The 18,978-nt window shown below is 63.3% G+C and carries 14 protein-coding genes and 1 pseudogene; 1 reads left to right on the top strand and 14 read right to left on the bottom strand.

Annotation, left to right across the window (positions count from 1 at the left end; all coding sequences use genetic code 11):
• Positions 1-100: 100 nt before the first annotated feature.
• From ERL55_RS00140 to ERL55_RS00105, 8 genes and pseudogenes are all read right to left on the bottom strand, one after another.
• Positions 101-1,222, bottom strand: coding sequence for a restriction endonuclease subunit S (locus ERL55_RS00140; RefSeq protein WP_129134622.1), 1,122 nt, complete (start codon positions 1,220-1,222; stop codon positions 101-103).
• Positions 1,219-2,811, bottom strand: a complete 1,593-nt coding sequence (locus tag ERL55_RS00135; protein ID WP_129134621.1) for a class I SAM-dependent DNA methyltransferase — start codon at positions 2,809-2,811, stop codon at positions 1,219-1,221. Before ERL55_RS00135 ends, ERL55_RS00140 begins: the two co-directional genes overlap by 4 nt.
• 12 nt (positions 2,812-2,823) lie before the next feature.
• On the bottom strand, positions 2,824-5,163 hold the full coding sequence (locus ERL55_RS00130) for a DEAD/DEAH box helicase family protein (protein WP_241685791.1): 2,340 nt from the start codon (positions 5,161-5,163) through the stop codon (positions 2,824-2,826).
• Positions 5,164-5,318: 155 nt separating this feature from the next.
• Positions 5,319-5,744: a hypothetical protein gene (locus ERL55_RS00125; protein ID WP_129134620.1), complete on the bottom strand. Its 426-nt coding sequence runs from the start codon at positions 5,742-5,744 to the stop codon at positions 5,319-5,321.
• The gene (locus ERL55_RS00120; RefSeq protein WP_129134619.1) at positions 5,741-7,828 is read right to left on the bottom strand and encodes a hypothetical protein; all 2,088 of its coding nucleotides are present in this window, start codon (positions 7,826-7,828) and stop codon (positions 5,741-5,743) included. The genes ERL55_RS00125 and ERL55_RS00120 overlap by 4 nt, the downstream gene beginning before the upstream one ends.
• Entirely contained in the window at positions 7,828-9,642 is a 1,815-nt protein-coding gene (locus tag ERL55_RS00115) for a hypothetical protein (RefSeq protein WP_129134618.1), read from the bottom strand. The genes ERL55_RS00120 and ERL55_RS00115 overlap by 1 nt, the downstream gene beginning before the upstream one ends.
• On the bottom strand, positions 9,635-10,768 hold the full coding sequence (locus ERL55_RS00110; protein WP_164972071.1) for a tyrosine-type recombinase/integrase: 1,134 nt from the start codon (positions 10,766-10,768) through the stop codon (positions 9,635-9,637). The genes ERL55_RS00115 and ERL55_RS00110 overlap by 8 nt, the downstream gene beginning before the upstream one ends.
• Before the next feature lie 207 nt (positions 10,769-10,975).
• Positions 10,976-11,300 (bottom strand): annotated as a pseudogene (locus ERL55_RS00105) (hypothetical protein); the annotation flags it as partial.
• A gap of 238 nt (positions 11,301-11,538) precedes the next feature.
• On the opposite strand from ERL55_RS00105, the gene ERL55_RS00100 reads away from it, so the two are divergent.
• Complete coding sequence (locus tag ERL55_RS00100) at positions 11,539-12,798, top strand: sigma-54 dependent transcriptional regulator (RefSeq protein WP_241685902.1); 1,260 nt, start codon at positions 11,539-11,541, stop codon at positions 12,796-12,798.
• 54 nt (positions 12,799-12,852) lie between these two features.
• Here ERL55_RS00100 and ERL55_RS00095 read toward each other — a convergent pair whose 3' ends face one another.
• The 6 genes from ERL55_RS00095 to ERL55_RS00070 form a co-directional block, all read right to left on the bottom strand.
• Positions 12,853-14,169: a hypothetical protein gene (locus ERL55_RS00095; protein ID WP_343132725.1), complete on the bottom strand. Its 1,317-nt coding sequence runs from the start codon at positions 14,167-14,169 to the stop codon at positions 12,853-12,855.
• Positions 14,170-14,248: 79 nt separating this feature from the next.
• Positions 14,249-15,001 carry a hypothetical protein gene (locus ERL55_RS00090; protein WP_129134614.1) on the bottom strand — a complete coding sequence of 251 codons (753 nt, stop codon included), beginning with the start codon at positions 14,999-15,001 and terminating at the stop codon, positions 14,249-14,251.
• Positions 15,002-15,013: 12 nt separating this feature from the next.
• Entirely contained in the window at positions 15,014-15,736 is a 723-nt protein-coding gene (locus ERL55_RS00085) for a C39 family peptidase (RefSeq protein WP_129134613.1), read from the bottom strand.
• A gap of 125 nt (positions 15,737-15,861) precedes the next feature.
• A complete protein-coding gene (locus ERL55_RS00080) occupies positions 15,862-17,679 on the bottom strand; it encodes an adhesin (protein WP_129134612.1) in 1,818 nt (605 codons plus the stop codon).
• Positions 17,680-17,716: 37 nt separating this feature from the next.
• Entirely contained in the window at positions 17,717-18,325 is a 609-nt protein-coding gene (locus ERL55_RS00075; protein WP_129137116.1) for a hypothetical protein, read from the bottom strand.
• A 44-nt stretch (positions 18,326-18,369) separates the two neighbouring features.
• Positions 18,370-18,876, bottom strand: a complete 507-nt coding sequence (locus tag ERL55_RS00070) for a hypothetical protein (protein WP_129134611.1) — start codon at positions 18,874-18,876, stop codon at positions 18,370-18,372.
• Between the last annotated feature and the right edge of the window lie 102 nt (positions 18,877-18,978).

The raw sequence follows: 18,978 nt of genomic DNA, 5'->3' as shown, positions 1-18,978 counted from the left end.
GGTCAGGCTGCTTAAGCACGCGTTCAATCAACGACGTCTGCATCACGTCCGGCACCTTGCTCGCCATCCTAGCCACCCAATCACTCTGATGAATCGGTTCTTATGCCCCGCAATCCGCGGAGGTGAATAGACGATCCAGCGTGGCGGGCAGCAGCGCGGCATTGTCGTCGTGGATTGCGGCGTGACGGGCCTTAAGCGACGAGACCGTAGCTTGCAGATCAACGAAGGCCTGCTGGGCGACAAGTGGTGGAACCGGAACTTTGATGTTTGCTAGCTTCTCGATGCCCAATGTTCGATTCCGCCCTGCACCACCCGGAGAGGCCTCACGCACCTTCTCCAAGCCTTCCGGTGCCAACAGGTAGTACAGCAGGAAGCTGGATAACACCGCCTCCTCGTCAACAACGCAGGTCATGAAACGGTGCGAGCCAAAGCGTCCGGCGTCCGCAGGGCCGGCAATCGCGATCGCCCCTTCCCACGCGAAAACGTTGGAGAACAACAGATCCCCTGCTTCGATGCGGAACAGCCGCTTAGTGCCGAGCTCCATCCCAGGCAATGCCGGCTTGTGAAAGGTGCCCTTCCCAAACGAACGGATGCCCAACTCCGGGTAACTCACTTCCGGCGCGATGGCCGCTTGGCGCCTGATCAGCGGTGCCACCTCGGACATCGGGCGATACGGCGCATCGGCGATGGCCGCTTGGAACTGTTGGGCCAGCAGCTGGTCGGCATCGGCCTCGATGGCGTCGAGGTGGGCGGTCAGCTGTCGGGTCTTATCGGCCAGGGCGTCGAGGCGGGCGACGATGGCTTGCTGCTCGGCCAGCGGAGGAAGCGAAATCTCGATGCCAGAAATGTCCGCAATCTTCAACGAAACGTTTGCGCTACCTTGCATCAAGGGAATCAGAACATCGTCCTTGCGCGCACTTAGCCAGTAATGCACATATCTCGCCGAGACCTGGCTCTCGTCTTTGGCAATGCAAGCACAGAGAATGGAGCCGACAGCGAACTTGCCACTTATGTGATGTAGCCTCTTGATGCTGGCATGTCCGTGGCCTGTCGCCGAGACCATCGGTATGCATACCGCATCTCCAGAAAAGTGAGCCTCTGAATGCGTTTGATGCTCCTCGCCAGTTGTCACCAGCGGAAAGTCACCTGGCGTTGCCGCTCTGATTCCAATTCGACCTTTCTCAACTGAGAAAAGATCACCGAATCGACTTTTCTGGATCACCGCAGCGCCTCGCCTACGATCTGATCCATTTCAGAAAGCAGCCGCATGACACTGCCTTCATGCTCCCGCATCCTCGCGATCAACTCCGCCGGCGGCACATGCTCGGCGCCCCGCTTCGCATTGGGGTTCTTCAGGTCCAGGTTGTAGCCGCGCTTGGCGATCTCGGTCGCCTTTACCTTCCACGCCTGCGGCCCCTCCTTGCGCTTCTTCCACCACATCAGACAATCGGCAAACTCTTCGAACTGCATGGGCGCGGTCTTGGAGTACTTCTTGCGTCCTTCCGGCAGCGGAATCTCGTAGTACCAGATATTTTTGGTCGGACCGCCGCGCTCGAAGAACAGCAGGTTGGCCGGAATGTCCGTATAGGGCGCGAATACGCCCTGCGGCAGGCGCACGATGGTGTGCAGGTTGAAGTCCTTGAGCAGCTGCTCCTTGATCAGCGCAGCCACGCCGTCGCCAAACAGGGTGCCATTGGGCACCACCACGGCGGCACGGCCGCCGCGCTCGGCGCGCCCGGCCTTGCGCAGGCGGCCGTGGGCCGGTACCGGCGCATCCTTGTGGCGCAGCATGCGCATGATGTACTGCAGGAACAGCAGCGCGGTTTCACTCGTCTGCAGGTTGGGCGGGAAGTTGGCCTTGATGCCGGCTTCTTCCTCGCCGCCGAAGGGCGGGTTGGTCAGGATCACGTCCACGCGCTGGTTGTGGCCAATCTCGTTCAGCCGCTGCGCCAGCGTGTTGCCGTAGGCGATTTGCGGGGCCTCCAGCCCGTGCAGCAGCAGGTTCATCTCGGCCAGCATGTACGGCAGCGGCTTGGCCTCCTGGCCGTACACGGTGGCCTGGTGCAACAGCTCGCGCTGCTTCGTGTCGCCCTTGACCTGCTGGTTGAGGTGATCGAAGGCCTCGACCAGGAAGCCGCCGGTGCCGCAGGCTGGGTCGAGCACGGTTTCACCCAGCTTCGGGTCGGTGACCTGCACCATGAAGCGTACCACCGGGCGCGGGGTGTAGAACTCGCCCGAATCTCCGGCAGCGTCGCGCATCTCGCGCAGCATCGATTCATAGAGGTGCGAGAGGGTGTGGATCTCCTCGCTGCTGCTGAAGTGGATCTGGTTGATCTTGTTAAGCACGTCGCGCAGCAGGTAACCGCTGACCATGCGGTTCTGCACGCCCTTGAACACGTTGGAAATGACGCGACGCTGGCCGCCGTTGGCCTCGCGGTCGGCCAACGAGCGCAAGTAGGCGAACAGACCGGCCCGGCGCTTGCCGTCCGGTCCGGGCGCCTTGTCCTGGCTCAGGAATGCCAGCAGCTCATCGCCATTGATACCGTCCGGACGCGCAGCCCAGTCGCGCCAGCGGTATGGGGGTTCGATCAGCGGATCGTAGTCGCGCCCGTCCATCGCGGCCTCGTCCGCCTTGCGTGTTTCCAGGTCATCGAGGAACTTCAGGAACATCACCCAGGTGAGCAGCGGCAAGCGGTCGGCATCGCCGTTGAGTCCCTTGTCCTTGCGCAGAATCTGGCGCACGGACTTGATGAGGGCGGACAGCTGCTGGGCGGTCGTCTGGGCAGGTTTGGTCTTCTTGGTACGGGGCATTACGCGTTCTGCTTACTGGTACAGCGTCGCCTGTAGTCGGGTGACGGCCTCGCGCAAGGCGGGCACGCCGCCGAAGTGGCGGTCTGCGATTTCGGAAGGGGTGCCGTAGCGGTCAAAGGGGTCCACCTTCAACAGGTCCGACAGGCGGTTGAACTGGATCACGCCGCGCTCGACGTAACGGTCGAGCAGCAGACGCAGGATATCGCGGGCGGTGTCGCCGTACTTCGAAAACTGGTCTTCGGCGTGCTTGCGCGCCTGCTCGGCGCGCTGGCGACGGGTCAGGAGCGGCGCGTTCCACGCCAGGTGGCAGAGCAGGTCGAAGGCGTCGGCGTCCTGATGGCCGGTCGAGGCCACCAGCTCGTCGAAGCTGATGTGGCGCTCGGCTAGCTCGCGCAGCACCTCGATGCGGGTGTCCGGGCTGGCCCACTTCGACTTCAGCTCGTCGCGGTTCGGGAACAGCGAGCGCACGGTCCGGGCCGAATACTCGGTGTAGCGCACCACCTGGAGCTTCTTGCCGTCGGCATCCAGGTCGTAGACCAGATGGCCAATGACTTCGACCTTGCCGCCGTCCACGTAGAACTTGCGCGGTTCGTCGGATTCCTCACTGATGACGCCGGCGATTTCCGGATCGTCCTCGGATTCGACTTCCGGGTACTCGGGCGGTGGGTCGGTCTCGCTCAGTTCCTTCTCGACCACCTCGCCTTCATCGTCGATGGTGACCTGCTCGATGCGCGCCGGCTCGCCGTCGAAGTCCGGGTCCGCAAAGTGCTGGGTCGCGGTGCCGGTGAAGTCGATGATGTTGAAGAACTCCTTGCCGTAGTCCACGCGCAGGCGGGTGCCGCGGCCGATGATCTGCTTGAACTCCGGCCGCGAGCCGACGACCCGGGCCAGCACCACGTTCTTGACCATCTCGGCATCCACGCCGGTGGTCAGCAGCTGGGACGTGGTCAGGATGACGGGCGTCGGTTCATCGACATCCTTGAACTTGTGCAGGTGGGCAAGGCCGATGGCGCCCTCGTCCGCGGTCACGCGGCACACGTAATCCGGGTAGTCGCGCACGAGGTCGGCGTTGAGGTTCACCAGCGCCTGTCGCATCTCGGCCGCGTGCTCCTGGTCCACGCAGAAGACGATGGTCTTGGCGAAGCGGTCGGTACCGCGCATGAAGTCGGACAGGTGCCTGGCCATTGCCTGGGTGCGCGCACGCAGGGCCACGACCCGCTCGAAGTCCTTGGTCTGGTATTCCTCGTCCGGAATCTCGCGGCCGTAACGGTCCAGTTCGTCGCGGTTCGGACGCCAACCGGCAGCATCGGCCGTGGTGATGACGCGATGCACCCGGTAGGGCGCGAGGAAGCCGTCCTCGATGCCCTGTCGCAGGCTGTAGGTATAGACGGGGTTGCCGAAGTACTCGTAACTGTCGCGGGATTCCTCGCGCAGTGGGGTGGCGGTCATGCCGAAGTGCGTGGCCGCCGAGAAGTAGTCCAGCACCTTGCGCCAGCTGCTGCTGTCGCGGGCAGAGCCGCGGTGACACTCGTCGATGACGATCAGGTCGAAGAAATCCGGGGCGTACTGCCGGAACACGTCCTCGCTGGATGTGGTCAGGGCCTGGTAGATGCCGAAGTACATGTCCCGCGCCTGGCTGGGATCGGCGCCGGTGATCTTGTGGCGGGCATCGCCAAAGTGGATGAAGTCCTTGTCCTTGGGATCATCGACCAGGATGTTGCGATCGGCCAGGAACAGGATCTTCGGGCGGCGGTACTCGCCGCTGCGGTTCCAGCGGCTGTTCCAGAGCTTCCAGCACACCTGGAAGGCGACGCTGGTCTTGCCGGTACCGGTGGCCAAGGTCGCCAGCACCCGCTTCTGACCGGACAGGATGGCCTCGACCACGCTGCGGATGGCCGCGTCCTGGTAGTAGCGGGGGATCTTGCCGGACGTGAGGTTGTAGGGCTCCAGCCATTGCGCCTGCGCCGCCGCCGGAAGCCCGTTCGCACCGTTCAGGCGCGCCCACAGCTCCTCGGGCGTGGCGTAGCGATCGACCTCGCGCTCTGTGCCGGTCGTGTAGTCGATTTCAATGATGCGGCGGCCGTTGGTCGCGTAGGCGAAACGCAGGCCCAGCAACTGCGCGTACTCGCGTGCCTGCTGGACGCCGTTCTCGGCCGGCAGACCGGCCTCCTTGGCCTCCACGACGGCAATTGGGAAGTCGCGCCGGTAGTAGAGCAGGTAATCCGCCCGGCGCTGCTTGGCACGTCGGGCTTTGCCGCCGATCAGGAGGATTCGGCCGTCGGTGATCTGGTGCTGCTCGCCGATACTATACGGCGCGCTGGACCAGCCAGCCTGCTGAATCTGGGGTGTCACCAGTTCTCGGCACGTGTCCGCCTCGGTCAAAAGCGTGCTACTCGCTGTGTTGTTCACCCCTGGGCCCCTGCATCCAGCATCGGGGGGATGCTACGGCATAGGCGGTCTCATTGGCAGGCTAGCCCAGAGATGGACGTCGCCAGATTCTCGAAGGGCTAGCCGCCCTGTCTACTTCTTCTGATTGGCACGACTTTTGGATCAAGAGGCTCGTGTTCCTGAAGTCGCCTCTCAAGCTCAGCGATCTTGAGTCGGGCAACGGCGAGCGCAGTGTCCTTTACCTGGATTGCACTCTTCAGCCTTTTGACCTCATCCGACATCGCCTTCAACGCTTGAGATCTCTTGATCTGGAGCGGGCTTTGATCCTTCGATGCAAGCACTTCTCGCCTGATATCAGGATACTTGCAGCCCTCCATTCCGATCAGGGTTCGGCTGCGCCGAGCTTCCTTCGCTACTGAAGCTGGTGAGATCTTCAGCAGGCCCTTCTCCGCCATGAGAATGAGGTCGGGATGAGTGGGCTTGGACTGACGCAATCTACCAAGCGCAGCCAGAAAGTCTGCCCGAGCACTGTCGTTGCCAGTCATTCCGATTCCTTTTTAGGATTCGCTATCAGACCTCTCATCTGACGAGCCTGCTTGAGGCGCTGCTTCAGATGGCGGTGGTAGGTCGGTTCATCAGTCTCAGAGTTCTGGATTAGCATCTCTTCATACTTGCGTACTCGATCTGCGAAGTAGGGCTCGTGATCCTGCGATACAACAAGCAGCTCGCACTTGATGCAGTTCGATGTAGTTCTGAATTCGTCCTTTGGGAAGGGTCGTAGCGGGCCAGCGTAGCCAGCTAGCTTGTTACAGAAAGAAAGAGACGGAGCAAAGGACGATAAGCACTGACCTATAGCCGCATCGTATAAGTAGAGCTCCAACCTCTCCACGTACGAGAGCGTCCGCTCAAACTGTGTTTTTCCGGGTTGCCTGGCTATAGCAGCAACAAGTTCCCTAGAGTGCTTCCTGAACAGCTTCGCCCCACGCCCGATGAGAGGGCTCCTCTCATCCGTCATGCGCAGCAAACTTTCTGCGGAGGCCTGGGCCCTGGCTGATGCCATCTCATCGCGAAGTGCGGGATTTGTCCCGATGTAGCCGGCCTCCGTCACCGTGGCGTTCAAGTGCTTGTAATGGTCGCTAAGCGCTGGAATGAGCTTTGGTGATACTCGCATCACAAACATGGCAAAGGTCGTGCGCCATCGATGTGGGCGGAGGGCGTCGCCATTCTCAAAATCGATCTTCGACTGATCGCTAGCAGCTGTGAGATCTACCCATTCGGCGACGAACTCCTTCTGCAGCACGCTGAGTGCCGAGACGGTCATCGACCCTACAGACTCTGCACGGCGTGGCAATCCTCGAGTCGAAGAGAACGTAATCAACAGCGACTTCGTCTGGCCGAGCTTGCGCCATGGCGAGTTCAGTTCGTGGAGTACCAGCAACGCTTGCACCGGCAGAGGGACGTATCCTGATCCTTCCAGAGACGCGCCCAGCAGCCATTTCTCATCCCGCGCCCTCCCCTTGTGGGTTCGTCCGGTAAGGTAGTAGCGCCGTATATCGCCTGAGCCACTGCAATCTGACGTCACGCAGCTTGGCAGGCCATCCACCAGTTCCTCCTCAACCTCGATGCCAATAAGCTCATGCGCGCGCAGTCCGGTCAGTCCTTGCAGCACAATCACGCAGGCGGTCTGCAGCGAAACTATCAAGCGGCGTAACGCCTGAATCTCTTTAATGTGAACGCTACGTCCGTCGCGCATCACTCTGGTGTGCGGTGTGATTGGCTTGTGCCATGGCCGCTTCTCGTTCTCTCGGATCCCGAACTCGAAATCCAGGATGCGCTGTCGATTCCGGTGGTACGCATCGATGCGATCCTGCCCCGGGCCCAACGAGGCCACATCATCATGAATCTTTTGTAGCGAGATAATATCCCGAGAGGGCACACCGAGGAGGCGGGCCGATGCGTTGAGTACTGGCACCGCCACATCATCTGGAATAGGCATCAAGCGCCCGTCCCGCCGCAGACCAATGTCCTCACGAACGACAGCGAGCGTGCTGCGCCCGTCATAGGGCACGCTCTCCAGTGCCCCGCCACCTAGCGCCTTCATTGCCTCGCGCTGCCGGAACAATAGCGGCAGAATGTTGACATCCCGCCAAACCGTGCTGTGACTCAGACCATTGAACTTAGAAGACGCTCCTTGCCTAGCGGTCCTCTGCTCGCGAGATTTTTCTGCATTTCGGGCTTGGCGCTCCATCAATAAGTAGTCCACATAGTCCCAGGTCAAACTTGTGGTGATGTCTGTGATTCTGGTTAGGCCTCTATGGTTCATCCAGCGTGCAAGCACGCGTAGCGCTCGACCATCGGCACCACAGGTAGCCGCGCTCGCCTGCGCTACTCCTCGGGGGTCTTTAACCCGGCTGACGATGAATAACTGCATATCCCAGAGGAGCTGCTGATTGCACTTGTCGGTCAAACAGGTGCCGTCCGGGAGTGCAGTTTCCCAGATGATCTTTGATGCGTAAGTCTTGCTGCCCGGCGTGCTGTTTGGCAGATCCCAAACTCGCTCTCCTACACCGCATTTGCTTCCAAAGAGGCTGTAGCTTTCCTTTGTGGTGGCTAGCCGTGACCTCTTCATTAATCAAGGTCCGGCAGCGGAGATAGCTTCATCATGGCAGCTTGCGATTGAATCTCTGTGCTTCTGATGCGCTCCCTGCCCGCCGCCAGGTACGGAAGCAAGTGGCCATAGCGCGCCAGCGCGGCCTTAGGGCCTTGACGCGCGACAGCATCTTGAATCTTCCCGAACAGCTGAACCGCTCGCGCCAAGAAGTAGCTCTGGTTGGGATGCGGCTGTGCGTGTGGACATGCGGGGCATTCTGGATACGCCGTACACGGGAAGCCATCACGTTGACCGGGAATTGGGCTTGACAGGTTGTCAATGCAGACCCAACCGGGGGTAGCGCCGGTGGTCTCAATCATTCCGCGCACCCCTCTTGGATCAACCTTTCCATTGGATGCAAGGTAGCGCTCACGATGCAGCATCACACCGGCCAGCTTCATCTGATCTCGATCTCGCATTGCTGAGGATCGGTAGGAGTTGTTGGTGGTAACGATTGTCTCGTGGCCCATCGCTATCGCTACCACTGGAAGATCACCGTTGGTGATGTCGTCGATGATCTGTGCGCCCGACGCACGTATTGATCGCGGGCCGATGTACTTGTCTCCGAGCTCTTTGCTCAAAGTGCTCATGCAGTTCCGGAACACTGTCGAGCCCATAGTGTCCACATCTGAGAAGGTTCCTACGGGGTAGGCCGATGTTCGATTGCGAGGCAAGAACAGGAACAGTTTGTCCTGCATCTCTGCTGGCGCAATCGCCCTAAGAAGAGAAGTCCAGCGCTTCATGACATCGACAACGCGAAAGACGGATAGCCTGTCCTCAGGATCGTCATGGAACACGCGCCGCACGGTTCCCAGCGATCGATTCTTCTCCGCAGCAAAAAGAACTCGTTTGAACCCCATCACCGCCTCAATCTCGATGTTACAAAGTGCAACATCTCGCAGGGGCTGCTCGTTGAAGGCCGTGAAGATCAGCAGATAGGTGTACGCGAGATGTGCTTGGCGTGAGTTTGGTCCTGCAAGGGCGACCAGGTGGTCAAGGAATGCAGGGTCGCGAAGGTATCCCGATATGGATACATCTGATCGCAGCTCGTGCTTCTGCGGGACATAGCCTCTGCCATCAACTATGTGTTGGAGTACTTCCCAAGCCTCGGCGACCGACGATGCATGCGAGTTGCCTTCTCGGGGGCTTGCGGGAAAGGTTTTATCTGCCCAATCGATGATGGGTTGCAGCGCGTTCTCGACATGCTGGACAAGGCTGCGAAGCTGTTCTGTAGTTAGGGGCTCTGTAGCACTACGACGACAAAGTTCGGTAGCCCAAGGATTTGGCGGAACAAGCAGAGAGACATCGATGGCTGCATCGTCTCTCGAAAGCCGGCGAAGCATCTCCTTTAGACACCCCAACTTGTGGATGCGATTCCCTTTCGTCAGGGGTTCTCCATCGCGGGCACTTCTTGTCGAGCCAAGCCACGTGATGAAATCGCCTACATGTGCTTGGGTTAGGTTACCTAAATCTGAAGGCGGGTAATCTAACTCGTCGATAAACTTAAGATACCCGTACTTAAAATCCTTGTACTTTGTTCGCCGACTTGATCCGGCCTTCATTGAGGAAAGAACTCGTGCGATGGACTTCGCAGCAGGCTGCGCGAGACCCCCAAGTTTGACGAGCTCGCGCACGTCATAACGTATCCCTGGCTGATCAGCGAATGTAATTGCAAGGATGCTGGGGAAGACTTCCAGCGCGACTCCAGGTGGCAGTTCATTGCTAGCGTTTGGCTGCGCAGTTTCTCCGGCGTCCAGCGCAAACCGCGTCTTTGACTGGCCCTTCTTAGCCATTTGATTTCAACTCATCAAGGCCTGATTTCAAGAGCTGGCCGAACTCGTACTCGTATTCGCGCGCTAACGAGAGATAGATTCCTGTGGTGGTCGACAGATCGCTGTGACCAAGCTGGGCCTGGACAAATAGCCAAGGTTCGGGGTCACCAGCCTCTTTGCGACTGAAGTATTCAACGAGGGCATAGGTGTGACGCAGTGCATGCACGCCATAGCGTCTTTGATACGGCTGATCCGAATCAGAGATACCGTATCTGATCCCCAGTTTCATCTGAATCTGCCGAATAGGTCCGCTGAGGTAGCGCTCGTCGAATGGCTCTCCAACGCAAGTAGTGCCGCTGGCTTCGCGTACGAACACGAAGCCATGGTCTTCGAACGACGGATCTGCGTGGCGTCTGTACGCTATTGCCTCGGCTCGCTCGCAATCAATGTACTTTGCGATGTTCTCGATGATCCAAACGGGAAACATCACCGTCCGAACTTTTGCGCCCTTGCCGAGCACATCAAGTGGCACCCGATTGAGGAGCTCCCTCCCAGCAGCCAGTCTCGAACTAACCCTCACGTCAGCAACCGTGAGGCGAGGGATCTCGGCCCTTCTTAGGCCAGCCTGCAGAGCACATTCATACATGAGCCTTAGGCGGGATGTCGTGCCTTCCTTGACGGCGCGGGCATCAACAACTAGTGGTCCACACGCATCAAGGATAAGGCGCAGCTTTTCGCGCGGAATGTAACGTACTTTTGCGTCCCGCTTCTGAGCCCTTGGTGCGGACAAATAATTTGAGTTGGAGCGGAACTCTCGTTCAACAGCGTCGATCCTAGCTAGATCCAGCCTGTACTTTGTGATTCCTTGATCCGAGGCCCACTGGTAGAAGCTTCGTATCGTTGAAGCGCGGCGGCGCACTGTCTCCCGGGAGTAGGCCCTGCCTGTCGTAGGCGAGTCACGCGAAATCATCGAGAACAGGTAGTTCTCGAGCTGGGTGTTGCGGACTTCCTCGAACTCCAAGCCACTCGCATCCAGGAAGTCGAAGAAATCTTTCAGGTCGTAGACACCTGATTCAACGCTTCGTGCCGACCTGCGGAAGTCAGTCGTGACTCTGGAGCCGTATTGATGTCGGAGGAATCTCAGCACGGCATCAATCGGTTCGCCGCTGACCTCAGAGACGAGAAAGTGGCCTCCGGCTGGCCAACCGACCCCTCTCAGCTGCAAGTCCGCGGGCAAGGCTGCCGACGGAACCGCTCTCTGAACATACGCGTTGTACATACCCGTGTTCACATGAAGGCTCGGAGCAGCCTGTTCTGTTCACAGATAAATGTCAATAAGGCTATGTAATCAATTAGATAGGTCGATCATCGCCGTTGAACAGTTAGTAAAATGTCCAACCGTGCTCGCAGCCACGGTATGGATTGACCGACTGGCTGAACCCGACATCCGGCGACTGGTTGCGGCTGATGATGCTGCGCGCGGTTTCCTCGGTGACATGGGTGCGCAGCGGCGCCGGCTGGAACGTCGGATCGTCCTCGCGCAGGCTGTCCCAGCCGTCGTGGCAGGCCTGCGCGCTGCGGCGCTCGAAGCGGCCCTCCACCCACGATGCCGAGCCGCGGCCCTTGATCGCGCCGCTGCCCGGAATGCGCGGCTTGCCGTGGGGTCCGGGTGCACTCATCGCGGCAGTCTGCCGCGGCGGTGTCTCAGCCGGTGCGACGCGCCTGAACATGTTCAGCGTGCGCCGTGGCCGCCCAGGCCCGCGGGCGGCGTTGGACCTCCTGCCGGTGCGTCCACCCGGGCGGCGCCGGGCGACGCGATGCGGACCGGCGTTCGCGGGGGAAATGGACGTGAACCACAACGAGGTGGGGCGATGCTGCGTGGTCTGGTTCGGCCAGCCCGGCGGCAAGGAGCGCAGCATGCTGGCCGCGGCCGGCTGGCAGCTGCGGGTGGTGGCCGGCGATGCCCCGGCACGCATCGGTATGCGCACCGGCGACCGGGTGATCGGCCTGGTCGACCTGCGGGCCCTCACCGCCGAGCAGGTGGCGCCGCTGGCGCGCCTGCTGGAAGCACACTCGGAATTGCCGCTGATCTCCCTGGATGGCAGCGGTGCTGTGGAGCAGCATCCGGCGCTCGAGCGCATCCTCACCCGCTGCAGCGAGCGCCTGGTGTCCCCGGTGAACGCGCAACAGCTGGCGCAGGCCCTGGCCGCCTGCGAGCGTACCCGCGCCGATACCGCCGGCGACATCGACCGGCTGGTCGGCGCCAGCCCCGCGATGCTGGAGGTACGCGCCACCGTGCACCGCTATGCGCGGGTGGACCTGCCGGTGCTGATCACCGGCGAGACCGGCACCGGCAAGGAACTGGCGGCGCGTGCCCTGCACGATCTTTCGGCGCGTCGCTGGCGGCCGTTCGTGGCGGTCAACTGCGGCGCGCTGTCGCCGACGCTGGTGCAGTCGGAACTGTTCGGCCATGAGCGCGGCGCGTTCACCGGCGCCAATGCGCGCCGGATGGGCCTGTTCGAGACCGGCAACGGCGGCACCGTGTTCCTCGACGAGATCGGCGACCTGCCCGCCGACGCCCAGACCAGCCTGCTGCGGGTGCTGCAGGAAGGCACCCTGGAACGGGTCGGCAGCAACCAGTCGGTGCATGTCGACGTGCGCGTGCTGGCGGCCACCCATGTCGACCTCGAGCAGGCGGTGGAACAGGGTCGCTTCCGCCAGGATCTCTACTACCGGCTCGACGTGCTGCGCCTGGACATGCCGCCGCTGCGCGTGCGCGGTGACGACATCGAACTGCTGGCACGCCGCGTGCTGGAGGAGTTCCGCGAACACAACCAGGTGCGCGCGCGTGGTTTCGATGCCGACGCACGGCGTGCGCTGCGCGAGCACGCGTGGCCGGGCAACGTGCGCGAACTGCTCAACCGGGTGCGCCGCGCGGCGGTCGTGAGCGAGCAGGAGCTGATCCGCCCTGCCGACCTGCACCTGGCCGACCCCACCCTGCAGCCGGCGATCTGCCTCGACGACCGCCGCGAGCACGCCGAGCGGCAGGCGGTGCTGGATGCCCTGCGCGCATGCGGCTACAACGTCAGCGAGTGCGCGCGCAGGTTGCGGGTGTCGCGGGTCACGGTGTACCGGTTGTGCCGCAAGCACCGCCTGCAGTTGCAGGCATTGCGCTGAGCGGCCTCGCCCGCGGCTCGTCCACCCGCGCCCCATCCCGGCGCGCTCTGCCGGTTACAGCATGTAGGGCAGCTTGAAGGTCAGCGAGAAGTCGGGCGCATCCGGCGTCAACCCGATGCCCAGGATGCCGACCAGGGTGGTGTTCGGGTTCAGCGCGTGGGTCACCCCGAGGTTGAACATCGCGGCGTTGGCGTCGCTGCCGATCACCTTGCGCCACACGTCGCCGTCATACCGGGTGCGTGCACGCGCGGCGAGGCGATCGCTGAAGGAAATGCTCAGGCTGGTGCGTTCGTTGAAGGCGAACGCCACGCCGGCGCCGAAGAAGTAGGCATCACCCATCCGCACCTGGCCCGGGTTCACCGTTTCCGGGTTGTTGTCCAGGTCATCGAAGGAGCCGGCCATCGTGCGGGTGTAGCCGATGTTGCCGAACAGGATCGCCGGGTCGGTGGTCTTGACCGCGGACAGGCCGACGGTCGCCGCCCACAGGCCATTGCCGGTGGGCTGTTCCTCGGGCACCGCGAAGCGGATGAAGTCGTCGTCGTCGCGCTCGAGGATGCGCCAGTTGATGCCATAGGGCTCACGACCGGTGGGCGCGGTGATGCCGAGATTGAGCACGGTGTCGGGCCAGATGCCGCGCTCGCTGAACAGTTTGTAGTTGGCACTGAGCGATACGTCGCCGATGCCGTGCCCACTGGTGCGCTCCTGGGCGATGCTGGCCGCGGCACCGCCGGCGCCGCCCTTCTGGTAGAGCGTGCGCCGCGCCAGATAGGGCACGTCGAGGTTGAGCGTCAGCCGCGGGTTGAGGCCCCAGCGCGCGGCGAAGCTGTAGTTGAGGGTGTCGGACTCGACGTTCTCGATGGCGATGTTGCCGAGGAAGATCGCATCCAGCGCCAGGAACCCGTTGAGGGTGAGCTGCTTGCGGTCGTAGCGGGTGTAGGCAACGCTGTTTTCCAGCACCAGGCGGCGGTCGAACAGCGCCTGGTTCTGCTGTTTGACGTCGGCCACGCTGCGGCTTTCGCGTTCCTCTTCCTGCGCGCGCCGCGCCTCTTCGGCGGTACCCGCGTAGCCCTCGGCGGGTGGCGGTGCGGCCGCGGCAGGCTCGGCCTGCGCCTGCACGGGTGCCTGCAGTGGTTGCGGGGCTGGTGCTGCGGCCTGCGAGGCGAGCGGTACCGCCGGTGGCACGCGTCCTTCCAGACGCGCCTGCAGCGCCTGCATCTGCATGTCGAGGTCGCGCAGGCGCCTGACCTCCTGGGCATAGGCCGCACGCATCTGCGTGAGCTGCTCCATCAGCCTGCGCATTTCGGCGCGGTCGGCGTCGCTGGCCACGGTGGCCGGCGGCGGTGTCTGCGCGCCGGCGGCGGATGCGGCCAGCGCGAGAACAAGACCGGCCGCGATGCGGCCGGTGCCATGCAAGGTCTGGTTGTTCACTGCGTTCCCCCCCGGGACGGTCTCAGATGCCGACGCCGCGGTTCAGGCCGATGGCCTGTGCCACGTCGCGCTGCAGGTTGGCGGTCGCCGGCAGGCTCTGCCGGACCAGGTCGATCTGCAGCTGGTTGTGGATCTGCTGGCCACTGGCGGCGAGTTGCACGCTCTGCCCGGCGCTGCCCGACCGCAGCCACTGCGTGGTCAGCCCCTGGCCGTCCACCTGCAGCCGCACCTGCGCCACGCCGTCGACGACTCCGGCGCTGGCCTGCATGCCGGCAGCCGAAGCGGTGCGGCTGGTGGCGTCCTGCGCGGCCGGCGGTGCCGGCGCCGCGCCTTCGCGCACGCGCAGCGCGGTGACGTTGCGCACCGCATTGTCGTCACCGGCCACCTGCACGCTCTGCACCAGGCCGGAGACATTGGCCAGGCCGGATGCGTCCACGCTGGCACCGGCGGTTGCCGTCGGCAGCGGCGCATCGGCGGCGGTGATGCTCACGGTGGGCTCGAAGCTCAACGTCGGCGTGCCACCGGCCGAGAAGTCCATGCCGAGCTGCAGGGTGCCCTGCAGGGTCTGCCCGGACGCGGTCTGCCAGACCGAGGTCATGGTGACGCCGAACCAGGCGACCAGGTCGTTGCCGACCACGTAGCGGCCGCGCATGTCGCCCAGTTCGGCATCGGGAATCTCGGAAAGAGGGGTGCGCGCCGGAGCGGATGCGGGCGGCGCGGCCACGGCGGGAGCGCCTGCAAGCAGCAGGGCGAGGCACCAGGTGGCGGTGTGCATGGCGTTACTCCATCAGAACAGGTCGGCGTGGCTGAAACCGAAGTCGATGAGCTCGGCGTCGGTGATCGGCCCCTGCCGTGCATACAGGGTTCGCGCACTGGGCCTGGACATCGGCTCCAGCAGCACGGTGTTTCGGTCGAAGTCGCTCCCTATCACGACAAACACGGCCCGTGACGGCCACGACTCCAGGAATTCCCCCATCGGCACACTGCGGTTGCCGAGGATCGGATCACCCACCTCGACCTGGTCGCCCACCACCTGCTTGAGCACCACGAAGTGGCGGAAGCCACGCACGTCGACCAGCACGATGGCCGGCACGCGCAGCGAACGCAGGCGCGATTCGTCGATCCGGTAACCGCGGCCACGCATCCCCAGGGCTTCGACGTAGCGCTTGATGTCGAGCAGCGAGAAACCGCGTTGCTGCACCACCACCGGGTCGGCCACGCGCATCATCCCTTCGATGACGGTCGCCTCGTCGGCATCCAGGCCATAGGCGTAGCGCAGCAGCGTCGCCAGTGCGGCCGCGCCGCAGCTGTAGTCGGTCTGCTGGCGCACGAGATTGCGATAGCGCGCCTCGCGCATGCTCTCGACCGGGGTGCGGTAGATCGCACCGTTCGGCAACACGCCGCTGAAGCCGATCTCCGCGGCGACCGCATGGCCGCTGCCGGCAAGAAACAGGACGCAGGCAGCGAGCACCCTGGTGACGAGCACGCGGATCCGTGTGCGGGCTGACATCGATCACTCCAGGAAGGGAAAGCCCCGCTCCGGGGGGAGTGGAGCGGGGCTTTCGGGACCCCGGCGACAGGGGAGGCGCCGGGGGTGACGCACTTGCTCCGTGGGGAACTCAGGACGCGATTCGACTACTCACCGCCGCCGCCGCCACCGTTGCCACCCGGCTGCGCAACCGCCAGCGCAAGGCTGTTGGACTGCAGATTGCCGGTACCCGAGGCGATATTGACGCCGATGTTGCCGGACGCCCCGCTGAAGGCCGAACCATTGAGGCTGGCGGTGTTGGTTGCCTGCACGTCGACATCGAACAGCAACGTGCCAGCACCACTCAGGCTTGCATCGAGCTCGAGCTCGGACAGGTCGATGATGCCTGCCTCGTCAGTGTCGAAGGCCAAGCCACCAACATCGTCCTGGTACGGGTTGTCCACAGCACCCTGCATATCGCTATCGAGGTCGATATGACCCAGCCGCGGGCCACTCTCATGGTTGCCGTCGTTCTCGTCGGCGCCCCAGGAGTCCGGATACATGTGTGCTTGCTGGTACGCGTTGCCGCGACCGGCGTACGCGAGTTCGGCGCCATCACCAGCGGAGATCGTCCCGTTCAGACTGAAGTCCGAATCGACTTCGCGGGTTTCGGTCATGCCCATGTTGTTGGTCACGTTGCCGGTCGACACCTGGTCGGAAGCCACCGAGGCCTGTGCATAACCGGCAACCGACACCGACGCCGCCAGCGAGTTGCGCTGGGCGTTGTTGTTGCCGGCGGCGATGTTGACCGCGATGTTGCCGCTCGCACCGTTGAAGGCGTTGCCGCCCATGTTGGCGTTGTTGGTCACGCCTTGGTTCTCGGTTGCGTTGTTGGCGCCGAGCTGGTTGTTGAAGATCTCGGCATCGGACATGCCGAAGCTGAAGGCCGCATCGGCAGCCGACAGCGCGGCCGCATTGTCCTGGGCGTTGTTGTCGCCCGCGGCCACGTTGAAGCCGAGGTTGCCGGACGAACCCGAGGCCGCGTCATCGGAGATCGACGCGTCGTTGGCCAGCATGTCGTTGTTGCCTTCGTTGTCGACGATGGTCTGGCGGCCATCGACCACGGCAATCGCCGCGGAGTCGACCTCGAGTTCGCCTGTCAGTTCGATGTCCCCGTTGAAGCTGATGTCTGAATCCAGCGACAGATCCTTCGACAGGTACACCGAACGGCCGTGTTCGTTGCGCTCGCGGCGGATGTTGGAGTCGACGTTGACGTTCTCCTCCTCCTGGTGCACTCGCTGGTAGACCTCGAGCTCCTGCGACACGCTCAGCGACACGTCCTCGTTGTAGGAGCGGTTGTCCTCGAGGCTGACCGACTCGTCGTAACTGCGGGTATCGTCCCGCGTCACATTGACGTCTTCGTCGTAGCTGCGGTTCTCGGTCCAGCTGCGGTCCTCGGTGTAGGTCCGGTCTTCGTCGTAGCTGCGATCGTCGAGCACGATGCGGTCTTCGGTGAAGCTGCGATCCTCGACATAGCTGCGGTCGTCGAGCAGGGATACGTCGACGCTGTTGTTGATGTCGGTCGTGCTCGAGTAATCGACGCTGTTGCTGGTGTCATTGGTCGTGGTGCTGGTATTGGTGACCGTATTGGTGATGTCGTTGGTCGTGGTGTTGTCGATGACGTTCGAGATATCGTCGTTCGTCGTTACCGTGTGGTCATGGACGACGTTCTCGTCGATGTTGACGTCGCGCACGTAGGTGTCGGTGTAGTCATACGTCTGGTTGAGGGTGATCTCGCCCCCGACCACCAGCTCGCCACTGACGTCCACTTCACCGACGGCCTCGATGTCGCCGGAGATGGTGATGTCGGTGTCGACTGCGGTATTGACGTCCGCCCATGGGAGCGAGGGTTCGGCGGCGTGGGCCGCCAGTGCGAACGATGTAACGGCCAGTGCAAGCGCGGTCCGCTTCAGGTTGGTGTTCATCTGGGTGTTTCCTCTTCGTGTTCCTGGGAAGTGAATTTCACGGTCCGGCCTGCACGGAAATCACCAGCGCGTTGTCCGTGGTGTTGCCTGCCCCCGCGATCTGGTTGAGCTGCAGGACCCCTTCGAACCCGTGCAGGGCGGTGCGCTCCACAGCGACGTGTCGCGTCGCCGGGTCGCTGTCGTCCTGCACGGCGGGGGCCCGCGGCCCTGCCGACGCGAGATCCGCGGATGCCAACCACGCATCCCCGGCCTCGCGTATGCCCTGGTTGGCCAGCGTCGCGATGACGACATTGAGCTCGGCGTTCGCTGCGCCGCTGGCCTGGTTGATCGAAACGAGTCCGCCGGCGCCGCGGAATGCGTCGCCACCGATGACCGCGCGTGCGGTGTCGGGCAGCGCGCCGCGGGTGCGGATATCGTTGCTGTACTGGCGGGCGGTGGCCGTTGCGCTGGCGCGGTCGCCCTGCGCAAGGCTGTGCAGGTTGGCCTGCAGGTTGTGGTCGCCGGCCGCCTGGTTGATGGCGATCGCACCCTGGGCGCCGGCAAAGGCGCGGTCCTCGATGCGGCTGTCGGCGAGGTAGCCGAGCATCGCCGTGTAGTCGTCCGCGGCCGCCTCCCGGGGCAGGACCGCGGCAATGCACAGCGCCAGCGCAGCCGCGCCGGCGGCCGTGCGGTGGAATGCGCGCGGCAGGTTCACGGGCCGCCCGCCTTGGTGCCCATCATCGGGAACTGCGCCAGCGCGCCCTTGACGTGGTCGCCGATGCCGCGGGTGGTATTGCCGACGGCGTTGAGCGGCACGCCGAGCGCGCCGCCCAGCGCGCTCCCGGTGCCATTGGCGCCGCCGTTCGGCCCGGTACCGCCGAGCACGCCGTGCAGCGGCTGCTCGATGCGCTGTGCCAAAGGGACGGCCACGCCGCGCGTCGCAGTGACCGGGGCATCCGCGGCCAGGCCGGCGAATTCGGCGTCGCTCAGTTCGCCGGTGCCGAGGGCATGGGCCAGTTCCCGGTTCGGGGTCGGGTCGGCAATGATCGCCATGCCCGGGGGCATCGGCCGATAGGCCGGCCGCGCATGCACATCACGCAGCAGGGTGATCTCGCCATGGTGCGCGTCCACGGCGCGCCTGGCGCCGGCGGCCGAGGCCAGGCCCGGCAGCGCGAGCAGCAGGCCGGTGACGATCGCGGTGGTGGCGGTGCGGGACATGGCGGAACTCCTTTCGGGTCCCACAGCCAACGCATACCGCGTGCCACATCAATTTTCATTTTCGAATCAACGACTTGTATCCGCCGGCCGGGCACTGGGGCC

It is taken from the genome of Luteimonas sp. YGD11-2, assembly GCF_004118975.1.
GTDB lineage: Bacteria > Pseudomonadota > Gammaproteobacteria > Xanthomonadales > Xanthomonadaceae > Luteimonas > Luteimonas muca.
Note: the sequence above shows the minus strand (reverse complement) of the source record. Positions and strands in the feature narration are given on the sequence as shown.

Coding starts and splice junctions, on each gene's coding strand:
- ERL55_RS00135 (WP_129134621.1), bottom strand. CDS start 2,811: ATGCCCCGTACCAAGAAGACCAAACCTGCCCAGACGACCGCCCAGCAG.
- ERL55_RS00125 (WP_129134620.1), bottom strand. CDS start 5,744: ATGACTGGCAACGACAGTGCTCGGGCAGACTTTCTGGCTGCGCTTGGT.
- ERL55_RS00120 (WP_129134619.1), bottom strand. CDS start 7,828: ATGAAGAGGTCACGGCTAGCCACCACAAAGGAAAGCTACAGCCTCTTT.
- ERL55_RS00115 (WP_129134618.1), bottom strand. CDS start 9,642: ATGGCTAAGAAGGGCCAGTCAAAGACGCGGTTTGCGCTGGACGCCGGA.
- ERL55_RS00100 (WP_241685902.1), top strand. CDS start 11,539: ATGCTGGCCGCGGCCGGCTGGCAGCTGCGGGTGGTGGCCGGCGATGCC.
- ERL55_RS00090 (WP_129134614.1), bottom strand. CDS start 15,001: ATGCACACCGCCACCTGGTGCCTCGCCCTGCTGCTTGCAGGCGCTCCC.
- ERL55_RS00085 (WP_129134613.1), bottom strand. CDS start 15,736: ATGTCAGCCCGCACACGGATCCGCGTGCTCGTCACCAGGGTGCTCGCT.
- ERL55_RS00080 (WP_129134612.1), bottom strand. CDS start 17,679: ATGAACACCAACCTGAAGCGGACCGCGCTTGCACTGGCCGTTACATCG.
- ERL55_RS00070 (WP_129134611.1), bottom strand. CDS start 18,876: ATGTCCCGCACCGCCACCACCGCGATCGTCACCGGCCTGCTGCTCGCG.